We start from the raw sequence: 16,435 nt of genomic DNA, 5'->3' as shown, positions 1-16,435 counted from the left end.
AACCATTTAGCCTTGCATGGGTATAGATATGTTATTGATTAATAAGTGTGCTGGTTACCGCTGCCATCAGTTGGGAACGCACCCAAATCTTTGTTTGGAGGCGTAATGGTAGCACCATAGATAGCTTTAGTGTCAACAACTTTCATTGGGATGCCATACTGAGTCAGTTTAGGCGCTGAAGGTTTGGTTGGCATAGCGTTTTTGCCAGAACCACCAGGGTAAACACCTGCACCGATAGCGATTGAACCTGATTTCAGGTGGAAATCTGAACCGGTTGGAACCTCCGCAGTACGGTAGTTACGGCCAATGCTGTTGGTAGCAACGTTGTAGTTAACAAACGTTGGATCGTATTTCAGCGAATCGCTTGCAGTGTTAGTACCAACGTTAGTACCTGCTGCAGCACCAGTGGTAACGATAGTACCGTTAACGTAACCATTAAAGTCGTTAGACTGTTTCAGGGTGTACTGACCTGGCTCAATGAACTGCATGTATTGCTGATCGCCACCCATTGGGTTACCGCGACCAATGCAGGTAAGGTTATTGTTGTATTTGGTGTTCAAAGTATCACTTGGCTTACCTTTTTCTGAAGAGTAAGAGATACGTAAACCTGCTTTACAGTTAACGATGATGTTATTGTAGATATAACCACCAGCGTTAGTTTCAGTATTGATAGAACCGTTACGGGTAGCTTTCAGCTGACGGAAACCACACTGAACTACAGTGTTGTTGTAGATGTTAACCATGTTAAATTTACCTACGTCACCAGCAGTTTTCAGACCGTTGGTAGCACCACCGAAACAGAAGTTGTAGGCCATATCACCAATACAACCGTCTTTCAGGTTAACGCCTTCGCCACCAGTACCACCGGTTTTGATAAAGTCGTTACGCATAATTGACACGTTGATGTTCTGACATTTACCAATACAGTCGTCTTTACTACCGTAGAACCAAGAGTCTTCCAAAATCAGGCTGGCCATTGGTGCACCAGCGGCGCTAGCCATAAATACGGCAAAACGAGGATCACCAGCTTTAGCACCGTAATCAGGAGCGTTAGCACCCCATGGACCACCGGTGTATTCTACGTGAGTCCAACGCAGAACCAGCAATTTGGCGCTCGGGCTACACTGAAAACCACCCCAGTAACCTGCATAAGCAGGGTCGTTGGTTGGATCGTCTTTAAACGCCTGACCAGATTTGGGAGTAGCAGCGGTTGGGAATACGGTAAACCAGTTTGGAGCAGATTTAGAACCGTCGCTCACAAAAGTACCGTTAATGTAAATGGTTGGCGAAGTAGCAACCGATTTACCATCGCCATGAATCAATACTTTAACACCAGGTTGTACATACAGCGTATCACCTGCGTTTACAGAAACGTCTGCCATAATGTGGTAAGTTTTACCAGCCAGCATGGTACCTTTTAACGGAATAGCGTTACCGTTAGCATCTTTCTGAGGCAAAATGGTATCAGAAATTGCTTTACCAACTACAGTTAGCGGTTTAGAGATGTCTACATTCTCCTCACTTGATTTCTTACATGAAGACCAGGCAACCAAGGCTCCAAGAGCCAGCAGGCATGTTTTCAGGTAGGTTTTTTTCATAAAAATTATTGTTTTTGATTTGTTACTTATACAGTATGTGTGTGTGTCTTAATTAAGGATATAGCGCAGACCTAACTGATAGTTCTGTCCATATTGGTTACGGTGTGAAAGCGTGGTAGCACTTCCCGGAGTTTGGTATGATACCGGCACTGGGTTAACAACCGTTTTTTTGAAATAAAACTCATCTGCAGTGTTGAGCAGGTTTTGCACTTTGGCAAACACAGAGAATCTTTTAGCAAATTTCTTCTCGGCCGAGAAGTCGAACATGCTCAGCGGTTTTTGCCACTCATCAAAATTATAATATGACGATACCAGCGATATGCGTGAGCCGGTATATTGCCAGGCCAGCTGCAGATCAAGTCCGTTTTTGGTGTCTTTATATAACAGGGCAGCATTGGCCACATGTGCCGACTGGCCTTGCAGCGGACGAGTTTGATTAACGGTACCGGCCGTTGCATCTACCGTTGTTTTCTTTACAGTAGTAATGCTGGAGTTGGTATAGGTATAGTTTGCACGGAAACCAAACTTGCGGATGTATTTTTCAAACACAAACTCCAGGCCGTAGTTAACAGCGTCGCCAAAGTTTTGCGGGGTGTAAGTATCTGAGGTCTTATCTGTAAAACCGTACTCAATAGCGTTATTTAAATGCTTATAGAATGCGCCCAGCAATAACTGCTCTGAACCGCCAGGGAAAAGCTCGTAACGCAGGTCAAAGTTATCGGCAGTGGCGTGTTTCAGGTAAGGGTTGCCTTGTACGGTAAAATCAGCATCCTGGTGCCCATCACCAACAGGCAATAACTCAAAGAAGGATGGGCGGTTAATAGACGCGAAGTATGATAAACGCAGATTTGCTTTGTCGTTCAGCGCATATTTAAAGTGAGCGCTCGGCATCATATCGCTATAAGAAATATTGCCGGTTTTACCTGCAATGGTTGGCGGCAACTGCGTAACAAAAGATTGCTCGGTGTTTTCTACCCTTGCGCCAATTATCGTTTCCAGCTTATTGACGTTGAATTTTAACATACCATAGCCGGCAGTAATTTTTTCGGTAGCGGTATAAGTGTTGGCATTACCCGGCGAACCATCTGGATTGAACACGGTCCATTGAAAATCATAAATATTGGTCCATACCTGTGGTGAGGAACTCGTTTGCACCGGACGCAATTCATAATTCTGGTAGCTGTTATCGCGGTCTTTATCGCGATACATGCCACCGGCAGTGATGGTGAACGGAATATCGCCGATATGATTATTGTAAGCAAGATTAGCATAACCAGACAGGTCGCGGTCATTGGTACGCTCCCAGATACGGTTGTAGTTTTGCAAAACACCCGGATGAGTGTAAGGTGTAGGGTTATTGCTATCTGCGTAATAGCCGCCGTCATATTCATATTCGGCCCAATCTGGTGCATTGTTAGTGGCCTTTGAGTAGGCACCGGTCCAGTCAAATTTTAAATCTGACAAAATGCGGTGTTCGCCCTGCAAGGAAGCGCTGCCCACGGTTTGACGCTGGTAGGTTGATCGTCCATAATACCATACCTGGCCTAAGCCTACCGTTGGGCGGGCGTTGATACCTGTTTGTATAGTATCTGTAGTTAAGCGCGATTGTGCTTCATCCAACATAGCATAAAAACCATTTAAACTCAGCTTTTGGCCAGGCGCTAACTGATAATCAACCTTACCGTTCAGACCCACACGGGTTAGGTGGGTAGAGTAAGTGCGGAAATTGGCATGCTTAATTTGTATAGCCAGTTGCTTGTCTCCACCTGTCTGGTCCACAGGGTCTGCCGGGCTGAATATGGAGGTATAACCTTTGTAAGTATCCTGGTAAGAGCCGCCTATCATCACGCCCAGTTTTTTATCAAAGAAACGGTTACCGATAGAGAGGCTGGCCAGGGTATTTGGCGTAAAGTTTTTGTTAGTAAAATTCAGGTTATCGCGGGTAAAATCGCTTGGTTTGGCTTGGTATAACGGCCCATTTGCCATATAAGGCGATTGCTTATTAATTGCACTTACCGGGAAGTATTTGAAAGGCGTGTTGAACAGATTCTGGCTGTAGCCTGTTGATAAGCTTGCATTAACATACAGTTTGTCTGGTGCGTTTTTCATCACCAGATTTACTACACCACCCACAGCATCACCTTCCATATTTGGAGTAAGCGTTTTGCTAACCTCTATACGCTCTACCAGCTCCGCAGGGAAAATATCAAGCGGAACGTAACGGTTTTTAGGGTCTGTAGTAGGAATTTTGATACCGTTTACCAGGGTATAGCTGTAACGCTGGTTCATACCGCGGATGATGGCATAACGGCCATCGCCGCTGCTGCTGCGTTCTATAGATACGCCAGAAACACGCTGCAGCACGTTAGCCACAATAATATCAGGTGAAAGCTGGATTGTTTTTGCCGATACTACGTTAAGTACCTGCGGTGCGTTTTTCTCATCTGTTTTAGCAGAAGCCTCGCTTTCACGGTCGCGGCGGCCGGCAATGTTTACTATTTTCAGTTCAGAGGCTGCGCTGTTCAGGCGAATTACCATCCGCATGTTGCCTGCAACATTGATGGTAGTATCAATCGAACGGTAACCAATATAGCTGCAGCGGAAGATATAGCTGCCCGTTTTATGAAGATGAAGGCTGAATGAACCATCCAGGCCGGTGCTGGCAGCAGCGCCGGTTGTGGCAACGGTGGCTCCTATCAAACGCTCGCCGGTGGCGCGGTCTGTTAATATGCCCTTAACATTAATGTTGGACTGAGCAGAGGCGGTAAAGAAAAAACCGATTAATACGAATAAACAGAGTAAAGGTTTCCGCATGGATTAAATTTTCGGCAAAGATGCCCCGAAACTTCAGGCGAAAACAAGCGTCTAAAAAACCTTAATGGAATGATTACATACCGTTAATCTTACCAAGAGCTGATTTTAGCTCAAAAATCTAACCATCAATGCTTTAGCAAAAAACAATCTATTATCATTACGTTACCATATATTAAATCAAATGTTATCTACCCATCATTTACACCGTTAACTTTTACTAAAAAGATAACACAAGCACCACAAACATTAAGACAACATGAGCGTACAAGCTTAAAATTTATTAATTTGTTAATGGGTTTTAATTAAGGCTTATCAAAAATTGCCCATAAACCGGTCGAGGCATGTTTACGGTTCTTACTTAACAAAAAGATTAAACTAGCGATAAGGATTAACCGCGTTTAAATGACGCCAAGGGCTTTTCCAGTCAAACTATTTACACATCCTACAGTCCTCTCGCAAGGGTTTAATCTGAAACTATTTACACACCCCTCTGTTTAACTTATAAGAAAAACGCCTAACAGCAATAGCCCCGACCATATACAAGAAAACAAACCGGATGAATCTTAAAACCGTTATATGTATCACCGCATTGGCATCAATGCTATCGTCGGCTTATAGCGCTAACAAAAGCCACCAGGCTCCGGCAGTGAGGGGTATTGCGTCCGCATCAGCAATGCCAGACGATGAGTTGTTGTTTAGAAAGTTTCTGGTAGTATTCAAAAACACGGTAAAGCAAAGAAACCTGACGCAACTGGCTGGCATGTTTAACTACCCCGTACAAACCCTCCCTCAATGGAATAATGAAGACCTGCGCAACACCAATATAAACCGCGCCGACGGACTGATGGATCGCCCCGAACTACAAAAACACATTGACGTTATTTTCTCTAAAGATGCCGTTGAACTAATACCGCGCAGCACAGATGAGAACCTTTCTCAGATAGATAAAACCACACCCGAGGATTATTACAAACGCCTTCGCCAGGCTACCGACAAAGGCAGCACCCTCTATGAACTAAACATGCACTACACGCAGGATAACGGTAAAGAAACTGAATTTGGCTTTGTATTTGGCAGGGTTGCTGGTAACTATAAAATACTGAGTTACTACAGTGCATGGCCTCTAAAATGATTAGGGTGCTATTAACTGCAGCTCATTTTAACACTTAATTTCTTCCCTTTTTTCAGAAATCGCTGAACATATTTCTTGGCAGAGGTTGTCAATATCTGGCATTTTTCATCTGAATTTATTTTTATTTGGATTTATTCTAAATAACATATTACTTTGCGCTAAATACGCATTGCCTATGTAACACTTCTTCAATAAAAAGCCCGGTGATCCGTCGCCAAACATCACACCGGGCACATGTTAACAGATTCTTCAACCCATTAATCATTGCATCAAAACTATGGATTCTTTACTATGCAGTAAAAAACCGCTTTCATTCTTTTCAACAAAATTTTCAGCTACCCTCCTGCTCCTCTTTTTAACAACCTTCGCCTTCGCACAAAACGGCAGCATTAAAGGCCGGGTAGAAACATCAGACGGCAAGCCTGCCGAGTTTGTAAACATCAGTTTGCAAGGTACAACCAAAGGCGCAACCGTTAGCAAAAACGGCCATTACAGTATAAACAACATCGCTCCGGGCACTTATACCCTGGTAGCCAGCTTTACCGGGCTGGGCACACAGAACCGCCAGGTTACCGTTACTTCCGGCAATACATCTACAGAAAACTTTACCCTTACAGAAAGCAATCAACGCCTGCAAGAAGTAGTGGTATCATCTGGCAAGGTGAACAAATTTACCCGCAAAGGCAGTCAGGATGTAGCCAAATTACCACTCAGTAACCTGGAAAACCCACAGATCTACAGCGTAGTGACCAGCGATGTGATGAAAGAGCAGCAGGTGGTCAACATATCGCAAGCTTTAGCTAACGTACCTGGCGCGGTACCATCTAAAGACCCGGCTGGCGGCACCAGTATCACCCTACGTGGTTTCACTGCCGAAGTTGCCGCACGTAATGGTGTACAGTTTATCGGTGCTGGTCGCTCGGGGGTAGATCCGGTTAATATCGATCATTTTGAAGTACTGAAAGGGCCATCGGCCGTACTGTTCGGCAATGTGGTATCCAGCTATGGCGGCGCCATCAACATGGTCACCAAAAAACCTTTCGATACTTTTAAAGGTGAGGTAAATTACTCTATGGGGACGTTCGGCTTAAGTAGAGCCACTGTTGACATCAATACACCGCTTAATGCCGATAAAACTGTATTGCTGCGTACCAACGCCGCCGTTAACCGCGAGCAAAGTTTCCTTACTACCGGGCATAACAATACCACCACCTTCGCCCCCAGCCTTACCTTCAAGGCCAGCGACAAGTTGACGCTTCAATTTGATGTGGAAGCTTATAAGGAAGACCTGACCAAAACGCCTTACCTGGTGTTTAATGCGCTCAACGTAAAAAACATCAACCAGATTCCGCTGGATTATAAATCTGTACTGTATAATGATGACCTGAACGCCGTGGCCTCTACCCTCCGCACTTATTTCCAGGCCAATTATAAGTTTAACGAGCACTGGTACTCGCAAACCAATATCTCGGTCAACAATGAGCGTGTTGAGCATAGCTACCAGTACTACCCTACTTTTACAGATGCAACGCATATTGACCGAAGCATTGCGTTGTACGGCCCTATAACTACCATAAACAGCGATATCCAACACAACCTGCACGGCGATTTCAACATAGGCGGCCTGCGCAACCGTTTTGTATGGGGACTGGATTATACCCACACCCGTACCGATTTTACTTATGATTTTGCCGATGTAGACCTGATAGACATCACCAAGCCCTACACCCCGGTAACTAAACCCATTGCCGACGCAGCGCTACAGGCATCTACCCCCGGCATGTTCCTTAACAATGTCAATCAGTATGCCACTTATGCGTCTGACCTGGTTAACCTGACCGATAACCTGATGGTACTGCTAAGCGCCCGTGTAGACCGCTACCAGTTACAGGGCACCGATGGCTACAGCCAAACATCAGTAACGCCAAAGTTTGGATTGATCTATCAGCCTATTAAAGACCGCATCTCTCTTTTTGGCAACTACATGAGCGGCTTTACCAACAACGGCCCGGCAGTACAACCCGACGGCACCACCGTTGTGCTAAAACCAGAGTTTGCCCGGCAGTTAGAAGGCGGCGTTAAGCTGGATGTGGTACACGGACTGGTATCGGCCAGTTTAAGCTACTACCAGATAAATATTGATAACTCCGTCCGTTATGAAAACAATTTTGCCCTACAGGATGGCACACAGAAAAGTCAGGGTGTAGAAGCCAGCGTTACGGCTAACCCTGCACCGGGCCTGAACCTGCTGGCAGGTTATGTTTACAACAAAAACCAGTATACCCGCGCGGCATCAGGCGTGGGTAAAGATGTAACAGGCACACCGCGCAACGTGGCTAACGTTTGGGCAAGCTACAAATTTCAGCCCGGCAACCCACTGGCCGATGTGGGCTTTGGCGCCGGTGCCAACTATTCAGAAAAAAGTTATTATGATCTGAATAACACCATCGTCATCCCTTCATTCGTGTTGTTTAACGCCTCAGTATTTTATGATCAGGCTAAATGGCGGTTTGGCATTTCAGGTAGCAATTTGGGTAACAAGCGGTATTACTCGCCATCGTTCACAGCTAATCCGCAGCAGTTGCGCCAGCTGATTGCCAGCATAACATTTAAATTTTAAACAGATATGAGCGGGACTAAAAACCGGTACCGCTATTGAAATAAGAACTTGTAAGCAAGATAAGTCCTGCTGACCCGCGCCCCAGCCGTTGGTGCGGGCCAGACAGGCACCACACTTGTCGCAAAGCCGTTCTGTGCAATCAGGACGGCTTTTTGTTTTTGCGTTGAAGACGTTGACTAGTAATTAAAATCAATTTTACAACTTGCTTGCAAAATCAGCTTCAGACCACAACGCTCAGGCATACTATTTGCCTAATAGCTATTACTATGCAGCAACAAATTGTAATGATTGATGATAATGCGCTCGATCATTTGATCGTAAAGCGAATCTGTGAGCGCGAGGGCCTTTTTCAGAAAATGCAGCACATAGAAAATGCGCAGGATCTGCTGGATGCCCTTAAAACTGACGGGAATAATATTACCCACGTACCGGATATTATTTTGCTCGATCTGCAAATGCCCAAGGTAAGCGGTTGGGACTTTCTGGAATGCCTAAAGTTAATCTATCAACAAATTGGTAAAAAGATTGATGTGCATATCCTGTCATCGTCAATCTGCATGTTAGATCAGGAAAGAAGTATGAACTATCCGTTTGTAAAAAACTACCTGGTTAAACCTATGACGGGCGGCAAACTGCGGCAGTTACACGCAGATTATTGTAATTAAAGTCAGCTTCGCATTCAACCTTTTCCAAATCCTCTGTGCCGAAGAATTTATTTAATTTAGTGTTCTATGAGCGCTAAAGAAATTCTGCGAGATCACATCAGTAAAACCATCAGCCTAACCGACGATCAGTTCGATTATTTTTTTTCGCATTTCAAACCACAATCCTTTAAAAAAGGACAATCCATCATCACTGCCGGCGATGTGGTAGATGCCGAGTATTTTGTACTGACAGGCTGCCTCAAATCGTTCTATATTAACGATGACATTAAAATGTACATCCTGCAGTTTGCCATGCCTACCTGGTGGGCGTCAGACTACAACGCGCTGTACGCCAACACTCGTGCCACCATCAATGTTGATTGCATTACCGATACCGAGGTACTCTGTCTCCACAATGCAGATCGTGAAAAACTGTGCAGCGAGATCCACGCCGTTGAACATTTCTTCCGCTGGCGTACCAATAAAGGCTACGTAGCCTCGCAAAAGCGCCTGCTCTCTTTCATGAATAACGATGCCAAATCCCGATATGAAGAATTGCTGCGCATGTACCCGCAACTTTATAACATCGTCCCGAAGAACCTGATAGCGGCTTACTTGGGTGTATCAAGAGAGACACTGAGCAGGCTTTATCATTCGTAAAATATATTTTTCTTAATGTAGAGCCACATATTTGTGGCTCCCCGCAGGTATGATGTAACTATCGCCGGTGAGCCACAAATATGTGGCTCTACGCCCCCACGCTTTAAGTGCGCAAAGGCTGTCATCCTGAGCTTGTCGAAGGGTGCGCGCAGGCCAAAATAAGACGCAATACAGCCTAACATACATCAATTGTGATCTACATCATATAACCTCCCTCTCATTTTTAATGTGATCTAGGTCACACGCCCGGCCCGGTTTTCCGTCGCAACTTTGTATCAACAACAAAGCAAAAAAGAAATGGAAAATCAAAAATTCGATATCGTAACTGCTCAGAGCAGCATCGATTGGACGGGCAGAAAAGTAACCGGCCCACATAACGGAACCATCGGCATTAAAAGCGGCAGCATCAGCTTTAGCAACGGCCAGTTAACTGGTGGCGAAGTCATTGTTGATACTACGTCTATCCTCATCCTTGATGTTACAGATCCGGCTACCAACGCCCAATTTGCCGGTCACCTGGCTTCAGACGATTTCTTTTCGTCAGAACAATATCCCGAAGCCAAACTGATAATTACCGGCGCGGAGCCTATCGCCCCAAATGCTTACCAATTAAGCGGCAACCTGACTATTAAAGGCATCACCCATCCCATCACCTTTGCAGCCGAGGTAAATGCCAATGATAGCGACCTGACCGCCGCCGGCAAGATCATCATTGACCGTACACGTTACAACATGAAGTTCCGTTCGGGCAATTTCTTTTTGAACCTGGGCGACACCCTGATTTACAATGATTTTGAACTGGATATTAAACTCACCGCCAAAGCAGTTGCAGAACCTGCTTTAGCCTAAAACTTAAAGCCATGCCATACATAAAAATTGAGGTAACCAAAGAGGGCGTTACCCGCGAGCAAAAACAGCAATTAATTAAAGGCGTAACCGATGTAGTTACCCAGGTGCTGAACAAAGATCCTCACCTTACCCACGTAGTTATCCAGGAGATTGAATTGGATAACTGGGGCTACGCCGGCGAACAAACATCAGTACTAAGAGAAAAGGGCATTACCGCCGAAAGGAAATAACAACAATGAAAGCACAAACAGTAATAGTAACCGGCGCCTCAAGCGGCATCGGCAAAGCAGTAGCCAGCTATTTCCTGGCACAGGGTGATAACGTGGTTATCAACTCAGCCACCCCGGAAAAGCTGGAACAAACCTATCAGGAACTGGGTGCAGGCCCTAACCTGGCCATGGTAGCCGGTAACGTAAGCGATAAACGCACGGGCGAGCAATTGGTTAAAACTGCAATTGAAAAGTTCGGCTCGGCAGACGTATTGATCAATAATGCAGGCATCTTTGCCAACAAGGCATTTCTTGAAGTTGACGAAGCCTACCTTGATCAGTTTCTGAACACCAACTTGAAGGGCACCTTCTTTACCACCCAGGCCATCATCCCGCAAATGCTAAAACAACATGCTGGTGCCATCATTAACATCGGCACTCCGCTTGTTTACCATGCCCTGGGCGGCGCCCCTGCTACTGCACCCATATCCAGCAAGGGCGCCATCCACGCATTGACATTGCAATTGGCAGCAGAGTTTGGGAAAGACAATATCCGTGTAAATACCATCGCACCAGGCGTCATCCGTACACCAATGCATGGTGAGCATGCCGATGCCGCTGCTGGTATTCACCTGTTGAAACGTATTGGCGAGGTTGATGAAGTGGCCCAAATGGTTTACGCCGTAGCCAAAAACACTTTTGTATCGGGTGCAATTATTAACGTTGATGGCGGTATGGGCGCTGGTCATCATTTGGGGTAAAACCTGTTAATCAGCTACTAAAAAATTTTGTCATTGCGAGCAGGGCTGTGGGCGTGGTCAAGCGCGAAGCAATCTCGTCGCATGCATCTGTCCTGCGACGAGATTGCTTCGTCACCCCTTGCTCTACCTTTCGCGTTCCTCGCAATGACAAAAGTTTTAAAAATTGAGTATGCTAGATCTAATCTATTAATCTTTCAAAAATCAATATTAACCGCCCTTAAGGTTTGTAAATTTGAACTAAACCGGAAGGACACAAATACCTAACGCCATGGAAACACAAGATAAAACCATTATAGCTCAAGTGCTTGAAAAAAGTTATTTCAAAGGCATCTACGAGGGAGATTTGAGTTTGCTGATTGAAATTTATCACCCCGGCACCCTGTTATTTGGAGATGTAAAAGGGCAGCCGTATTATAAAACACTGGGCCAGTACCTTGATGGGGTGGCCAACCGTCAAAGTCCCAAAGATTCGGGCAAACCATTTAAAGGGGAGATTATTGATATCAGGGTGGTCAATTCAATTGCCGTTGCCGAAGTAAAAGTGCAGATGTATGATTTTATTTACCATGAGTACCTATCCTTCCATCGCCTGGATGGCAAATGGCTCATTGTAAATAAAATGATAGCCGATACAAACCTTTAATCTTAGCAAACCATGTGGTACCAAACAAAAGCAACAGAACTATTGGGTATTGATTACCCCATTATGCAGGGCCCCTTCGGTGGCGGTCTTTCTACCATAGAATTGACGGCTACGGTATCAAACGCCGGCGGACTGGGCGGCTACGGCGCTTACACGCTGAGCGCGCAAGAGATTTATGATATAGATAAACAGCTGAAAGCCGCTACGGACAAGCCTTACAATATTAACATTTGGGTATCAGACACCGATGCGCCCGGCGGCATCATTACCGACCAGCAGTTTGAACAAGCTAAACAACTCTATAAGCCTTATTTTGATGAGGTGGGCATCCCCCTGCCAGAAAAACCGGCTCCGTTTAAAACCCGTTTTGAGAACCAGTTACAGGTAATTCTGGATATCAAACCCAAAGTATTCAGCTTTATGTTTGGCACCCTGCCTGAAGATGTGCTGGAACAATGCCGCCGATTGGGCATCAGAACCGTAGGCGCTGCCACCACCCTGGATGAGGCCCTGGCGCTGGATGCCACCGGTGTGGATATGATCATTGCCTCGGGCTTTGAAGCGGGCGGTCACCGGCCGTCGTTCATGGCTCCGACAGAACAATCAACAACGGGTACATTTGTGCTGATCCAACTATTGAAAGAGAAGATCAAAACCCCAATTATAGCTGCAGGCGGTATTGCTACCGGCAAAGGTGTAGCAGCGGCGCTAATGTTGGGTGCCGATGCCGTGCAGGTGGGTACCGCGTTTCTGGCTTGTGATGAATCAGGTGCTTTGCCGGCGCATCGTAAAGCGCTGTTCTCTGAGGCCGCTAAATACACCATGCTGTCCAGGGCGTTTACCGGCAGGCTCGGTCGCGGGTTAAGTACCCAGATGGCTAAGGATGTGGTGGGTAAAGAAAGTCAGATCCTGCCTTTCCCCTTACAAACCACTTTTATGTCTCCCCTGCGCAAAGCCGCACTCGATCAGCAAAAGCATGATATGGTGCTATTTTGGGGCGGGCAGATTACTCCGCTGCTTAAACATACTAAGGCTAAAGAATTGATGCAGGCGCTGATTGAAGAAAGTAATCAGTATATGGGTAGTTGATAATCTTGAATGCGAATAAGTTCAATAATTTATACCTCTTGTCATTGCGAGGAATGCGTAGGCTTGTGAAAGAGCATGACGAAGCAATCTCGTCGCAGGACTAATGCAAGCGAAGAGATTGCTTCGCGCTCAGTTCTGCCCCGCGGCCCTGCTCGCAATGACAAGTTTTTTAATTTCCTTTTTAGAACCCGCTCAATCTGGTTCGTGTAAAAACAATATGCCCCGGTATATCGCCCGTCTCTGCGTCCCACTTATACTTGCCCTGCGGCGTAAAACAGTAAATACGACCAGGGGTTATATAATCCTTGGCATCGGTCACAAAAATCTCTTTGGTTTCTGGATTGATGGCAATGCCGTATGGGATGACAATCTTCTTATCGGTACCATCTGTAATAAAATTGCGCGTTACCACAGTCTTGCTTTGGGTGTTAATAATGGCATAACTAATGGCATTGCTATTGGTTACATAACTCCATTGGGTGCTGTATACGTAGATAGAGTCGCCACTTACCGTCAGATTGCTGGCGGGCAGGTTCAGCACATCAGATACCTGGTCTGACGAGTTGATGACGTAAGTATTTGAAGGAATGGTTTTATAATCGCCGCGAGAGGTAACATACAAATTGCCGTGTCCGTCAGGCTTAATATGATCCAGGTTAATGCCGACAATAATCTTCTTCGTCTCCTTAAAAGCACTCAGATCAATTACCGAAACGGTGTTATCATAATTGGGCACCCGGTACCCTCCCGAATTAGCCACATAAAGTTTATTATCCCGAATGGCCATTTCCTCCGGCTGATAACCCACCACACAGGTATCGCGCACCTTCAGTGTAGCAGTATCTATCCGGGCCACATAACCCAACCGCGAGTTAGGATCAATCAGCACCGGACCAGCGTATGAGCTCACGTATGCATAACCCTTATCAAAAGCCAGATACCGGCAATTAGGTACCGTAATGGTAGCAATGTGTTTGGCGGTCTTTACATCCATCACCTCGATCAGGTTAGATACGTTGATGACCGCATACAACTTACTGCCATAGATCTGGATATCGTTACCCACATCGCCCAACTCTTTCACCACGTTGGGATTACGCGATGGATAGATGTTTTTGGAATATTTCCCGCTGGGATAATCGTAATAGTCAATGGTGGCTTTGTTGCTGCCCATGTTGCCTTCGTTCAGCAGAAAGAAACCTTTAATGGTACCATCGTCTGTCCCACCAGATACCTGGGTGGTGGTTGGTTGCTGTATGGGGTCATTGCCTTTGCGGCAACTGGTTGAGATAATGGCAAACGCTAAAATGCAGAGTGCCGCAATATTTAAGTTTTTCATAGATTCATTTGGATAATCAGCCTGATGTTGGTGCCCGGCATGGGGTAGCTCTGCACCACCTCATATTGCTGGTTGAGCAGGTTATTGATCTCAGCCGAGAGTCTGAATTGTTTGCCTGATAGTTGCAGTGTGCGCGTCAAAGCAATATCGTGCGTGTAAAACGGTGGATGATAGTTTTCGGGGATGTTGGCAATGGCATCATACCGCTCGCCCGTATAGATGTAGCTGTAATTCACGTTCCATTTTCCGTAAGACAGATTCATCACCACAGAACCGCTGTTCCAGGGCTCATAAGGTATCTGTCCGCCGTAATACGGACTGACAACATCGGTAAAATCCTGCGCCCGCTGATAGGTGTAACTGAGTCGCGTACTCAACAGCAGTTTTGCCGATAAAGCCCAGTTACCTTGCGCGCTCACATCAATCCCCCTGATTTTTACATACCCCAGGTTAATCATCGTCCACCGGTATTGGTTGGTAGTAGGCACAGCGATGATTTTGTTTTGTACCTGGTTGTAATAGCCATCAACCTGCAGTTCGATTGATCGAAGCGCGCCATCGTTAAACATACGCTCCCAACGGAAGCCCAGGTCATATTGGGTGGTATATTCTGGCTTGAGGTTAATGTTGCCGATGAAAGTATAGTAAAGATCATTCAACGTAGGCATCCTAAAAATGCGTTTGTAAAAAGCACGAACGCTAAAAGCACTGTCGGCAAGCGGGCGCCAGGCGGCAATAAGCGATGGTGTGAGTTGTTGCGTATTACCCGCCGCACTGTTAACCACGCGAGTAGTCTCGTGCACAAAAGTTTCCAATAACGAGCCTTGCAGTTGTACTCTACCGAGATTGATGGTAGTTGCCAATGCTGTTAAAGAAGTGTAGCGCGTGGGGTAAACAAAATCTACCAGATCGGCATTCAACTTGTTCCACATGCCATCCTCTGAGAGATTAACATACCAATGCGGTGTAATTTGAAACAAGTTGGCGGCAGACAGATAAACCTCCTGCTGCCGGAAATGATTATTGATGTAAAGCGTACTTACATCCAGTCGTGGGTCCGACAGATAATGCAGGTAATCATAAGCATACTTCGCGCTCAGCCTAAGACTATATAAGCTACTGAATTTCTTTTGATATGCTGATTGCACAAAGAAGTTGTCATCCCACTGCCTATCCTGATGAACCAGGTTGGTATCGCTACGCACCACCGCACCGGGATAGCCACGGCCAGAGTTATAGAAATACAGCTTTGTGCTCCACTCGCCATCTTTAACACGACCGAATAACCCACCCTCTAACCGCAACGCCCGCACATCGCCGTTTTGACGGGTCTGTGTGGTATCATATCCGCCGGCTTTGGCATAAATAAATTTATAGCGACCGTTGGTGTACAGGTACTCAGCGTTAAAGGATGTGGATAGAGAATCCCGCAATTGGTGTTCCCAAAGCACTGACGGATTAGCCAACCCGAATGAGCCGGTTTTAAAAGCAAACTGGTAGTTATCCTTTTTATCGTCCTCAAACTTCGGCACCCGTGTAGTGAGGTAAATAGCCGATGCGGATGAAAAATCTTTTGCCGGTTGAAAAATGGCACTCTTTTGGCCGTTGTAAAGCGAGATGGCTTCCATATTATCCAGCGAGAACCGCCCCAGGTCAACCACCCCATTTTGGGCATTGCCCAATTCAATTCCATCATAAAAAACGCCCACATGCTGGGTGCCCAGGCTGCGCACGTTTACGGTTTTCAGTCCGCCGATGCCGCCATAATCTTTCACCTGCACACCCGAGAAATAGCGCACAGCATCGGCCACAGAATGAGTGCTCAAATCTTTTAATTGTTGCCCTGATAGCGTTTGCACCGGGATCATATCTTTCTCCTGATTTTTGCGTAAACCCTTAACCTGCACTTCTTTTAAGTGCTGCTTTCGCAGAGTATCGGTTTTGGTAGTATCGCGTTTTTGGGCACGCGCAGAGGCAATTCCCATCGGCAGGAACAGCAGCAATAAACACACAGAGCGCCAGGCAGGCTTCATCTTTTTGGGTAGATTTTAGCGTATAGCCGCAGGCAGAAAAAAGG

13 protein-coding genes are annotated in these 16,435 nt (G+C 46.0%); 9 read left to right on the top strand and 4 right to left on the bottom strand.

From position 1 onward, the window contains the following. Positions 1–38 precede the first annotated feature (38 nt). Positions 39–1,598, bottom strand: a complete 1,560-nt coding sequence (locus tag ABZR88_RS05810) for a hypothetical protein (protein WP_107828358.1) — start codon at positions 1,596–1,598, stop codon at positions 39–41. Positions 1,599–1,646: 48 nt separating this feature from the next. Further along, positions 1,647–4,412 (bottom strand): TonB-dependent receptor, encoded by a 2,766-nt coding sequence (locus ABZR88_RS05805; RefSeq protein WP_107828359.1) that lies wholly within the window; start codon positions 4,410–4,412, stop codon positions 1,647–1,649. 556 nt (positions 4,413–4,968) lie between these two features. Between ABZR88_RS05805 and ABZR88_RS05800 the strand changes: the two genes are divergently transcribed. The 9 genes from ABZR88_RS05800 (at position 4,969) to ABZR88_RS05760 (ending at position 13,019) form a co-directional block, all read left to right on the top strand. Then, a complete protein-coding gene (locus ABZR88_RS05800) occupies positions 4,969–5,544 on the top strand; it encodes a hypothetical protein (protein ID WP_146166520.1) in 576 nt (191 codons plus the stop codon). Positions 5,545–5,821: 277 nt separating this feature from the next. Further along, positions 5,822–8,164 carry a TonB-dependent receptor gene (locus ABZR88_RS05795; protein ID WP_107828361.1) on the top strand — a complete coding sequence of 781 codons (2,343 nt, stop codon included), beginning with the start codon at positions 5,822–5,824 and terminating at the stop codon, positions 8,162–8,164. A gap of 266 nt (positions 8,165–8,430) precedes the next feature. After that, on the top strand, positions 8,431–8,829 hold the full coding sequence (locus tag ABZR88_RS05790) for a response regulator (protein WP_107828362.1): 399 nt from the start codon (positions 8,431–8,433) through the stop codon (positions 8,827–8,829). A 66-nt stretch (positions 8,830–8,895) separates the two neighbouring features. Beyond that, complete coding sequence (locus tag ABZR88_RS05785; RefSeq protein WP_107828363.1) at positions 8,896–9,468, top strand: Crp/Fnr family transcriptional regulator; 573 nt, start codon at positions 8,896–8,898, stop codon at positions 9,466–9,468. Positions 9,469–9,765: 297 nt separating this feature from the next. After that, complete coding sequence (locus ABZR88_RS05780) at positions 9,766–10,317, top strand: YceI family protein (protein WP_107828364.1); 552 nt, start codon at positions 9,766–9,768, stop codon at positions 10,315–10,317. Between the two features lie 11 nt (positions 10,318–10,328). Continuing rightward, on the top strand, positions 10,329–10,547 hold the full coding sequence (locus tag ABZR88_RS05775) for a 4-oxalocrotonate tautomerase family protein (RefSeq protein ID WP_107828365.1): 219 nt from the start codon (positions 10,329–10,331) through the stop codon (positions 10,545–10,547). Between the two features lie 5 nt (positions 10,548–10,552). Beyond that, on the top strand, positions 10,553–11,287 hold the full coding sequence (locus tag ABZR88_RS05770; RefSeq protein WP_107828366.1) for an SDR family NAD(P)-dependent oxidoreductase: 735 nt from the start codon (positions 10,553–10,555) through the stop codon (positions 11,285–11,287). A 268-nt stretch (positions 11,288–11,555) separates the two neighbouring features. Beyond that, positions 11,556–11,930, top strand: coding sequence for a nuclear transport factor 2 family protein (locus ABZR88_RS05765; protein WP_107828367.1), 375 nt, complete (start codon positions 11,556–11,558; stop codon positions 11,928–11,930). A 12-nt stretch (positions 11,931–11,942) separates the two neighbouring features. Continuing rightward, positions 11,943–13,019: a nitronate monooxygenase family protein gene (locus ABZR88_RS05760; protein WP_107828368.1), complete on the top strand. Its 1,077-nt coding sequence runs from the start codon at positions 11,943–11,945 to the stop codon at positions 13,017–13,019. 181 nt (positions 13,020–13,200) lie between these two features. On the opposite strand, the gene ABZR88_RS05755 is transcribed toward ABZR88_RS05760, so the two are convergent. Next, positions 13,201–14,358 (bottom strand): YncE family protein, encoded by a 1,158-nt coding sequence (locus tag ABZR88_RS05755; protein ID WP_107828369.1) that lies wholly within the window; start codon positions 14,356–14,358, stop codon positions 13,201–13,203. Further along, positions 14,355–16,391, bottom strand: coding sequence for a TonB-dependent receptor (locus ABZR88_RS05750; RefSeq protein WP_211309790.1), 2,037 nt, complete (start codon positions 16,389–16,391; stop codon positions 14,355–14,357). Before ABZR88_RS05750 ends, ABZR88_RS05755 begins: the two co-directional genes overlap by 4 nt. Positions 16,392–16,435 lie beyond the last annotated feature (44 nt).

Origin of the sequence: Mucilaginibacter yixingensis (genome assembly GCF_041080815.1) — a bacterium.
Taxonomy (GTDB): Bacteria; Bacteroidota; Bacteroidia; order Sphingobacteriales; family Sphingobacteriaceae; genus Mucilaginibacter; species Mucilaginibacter yixingensis.
Note: the sequence above shows the minus strand (reverse complement) of the source record. Positions and strands in the feature narration are given on the sequence as shown.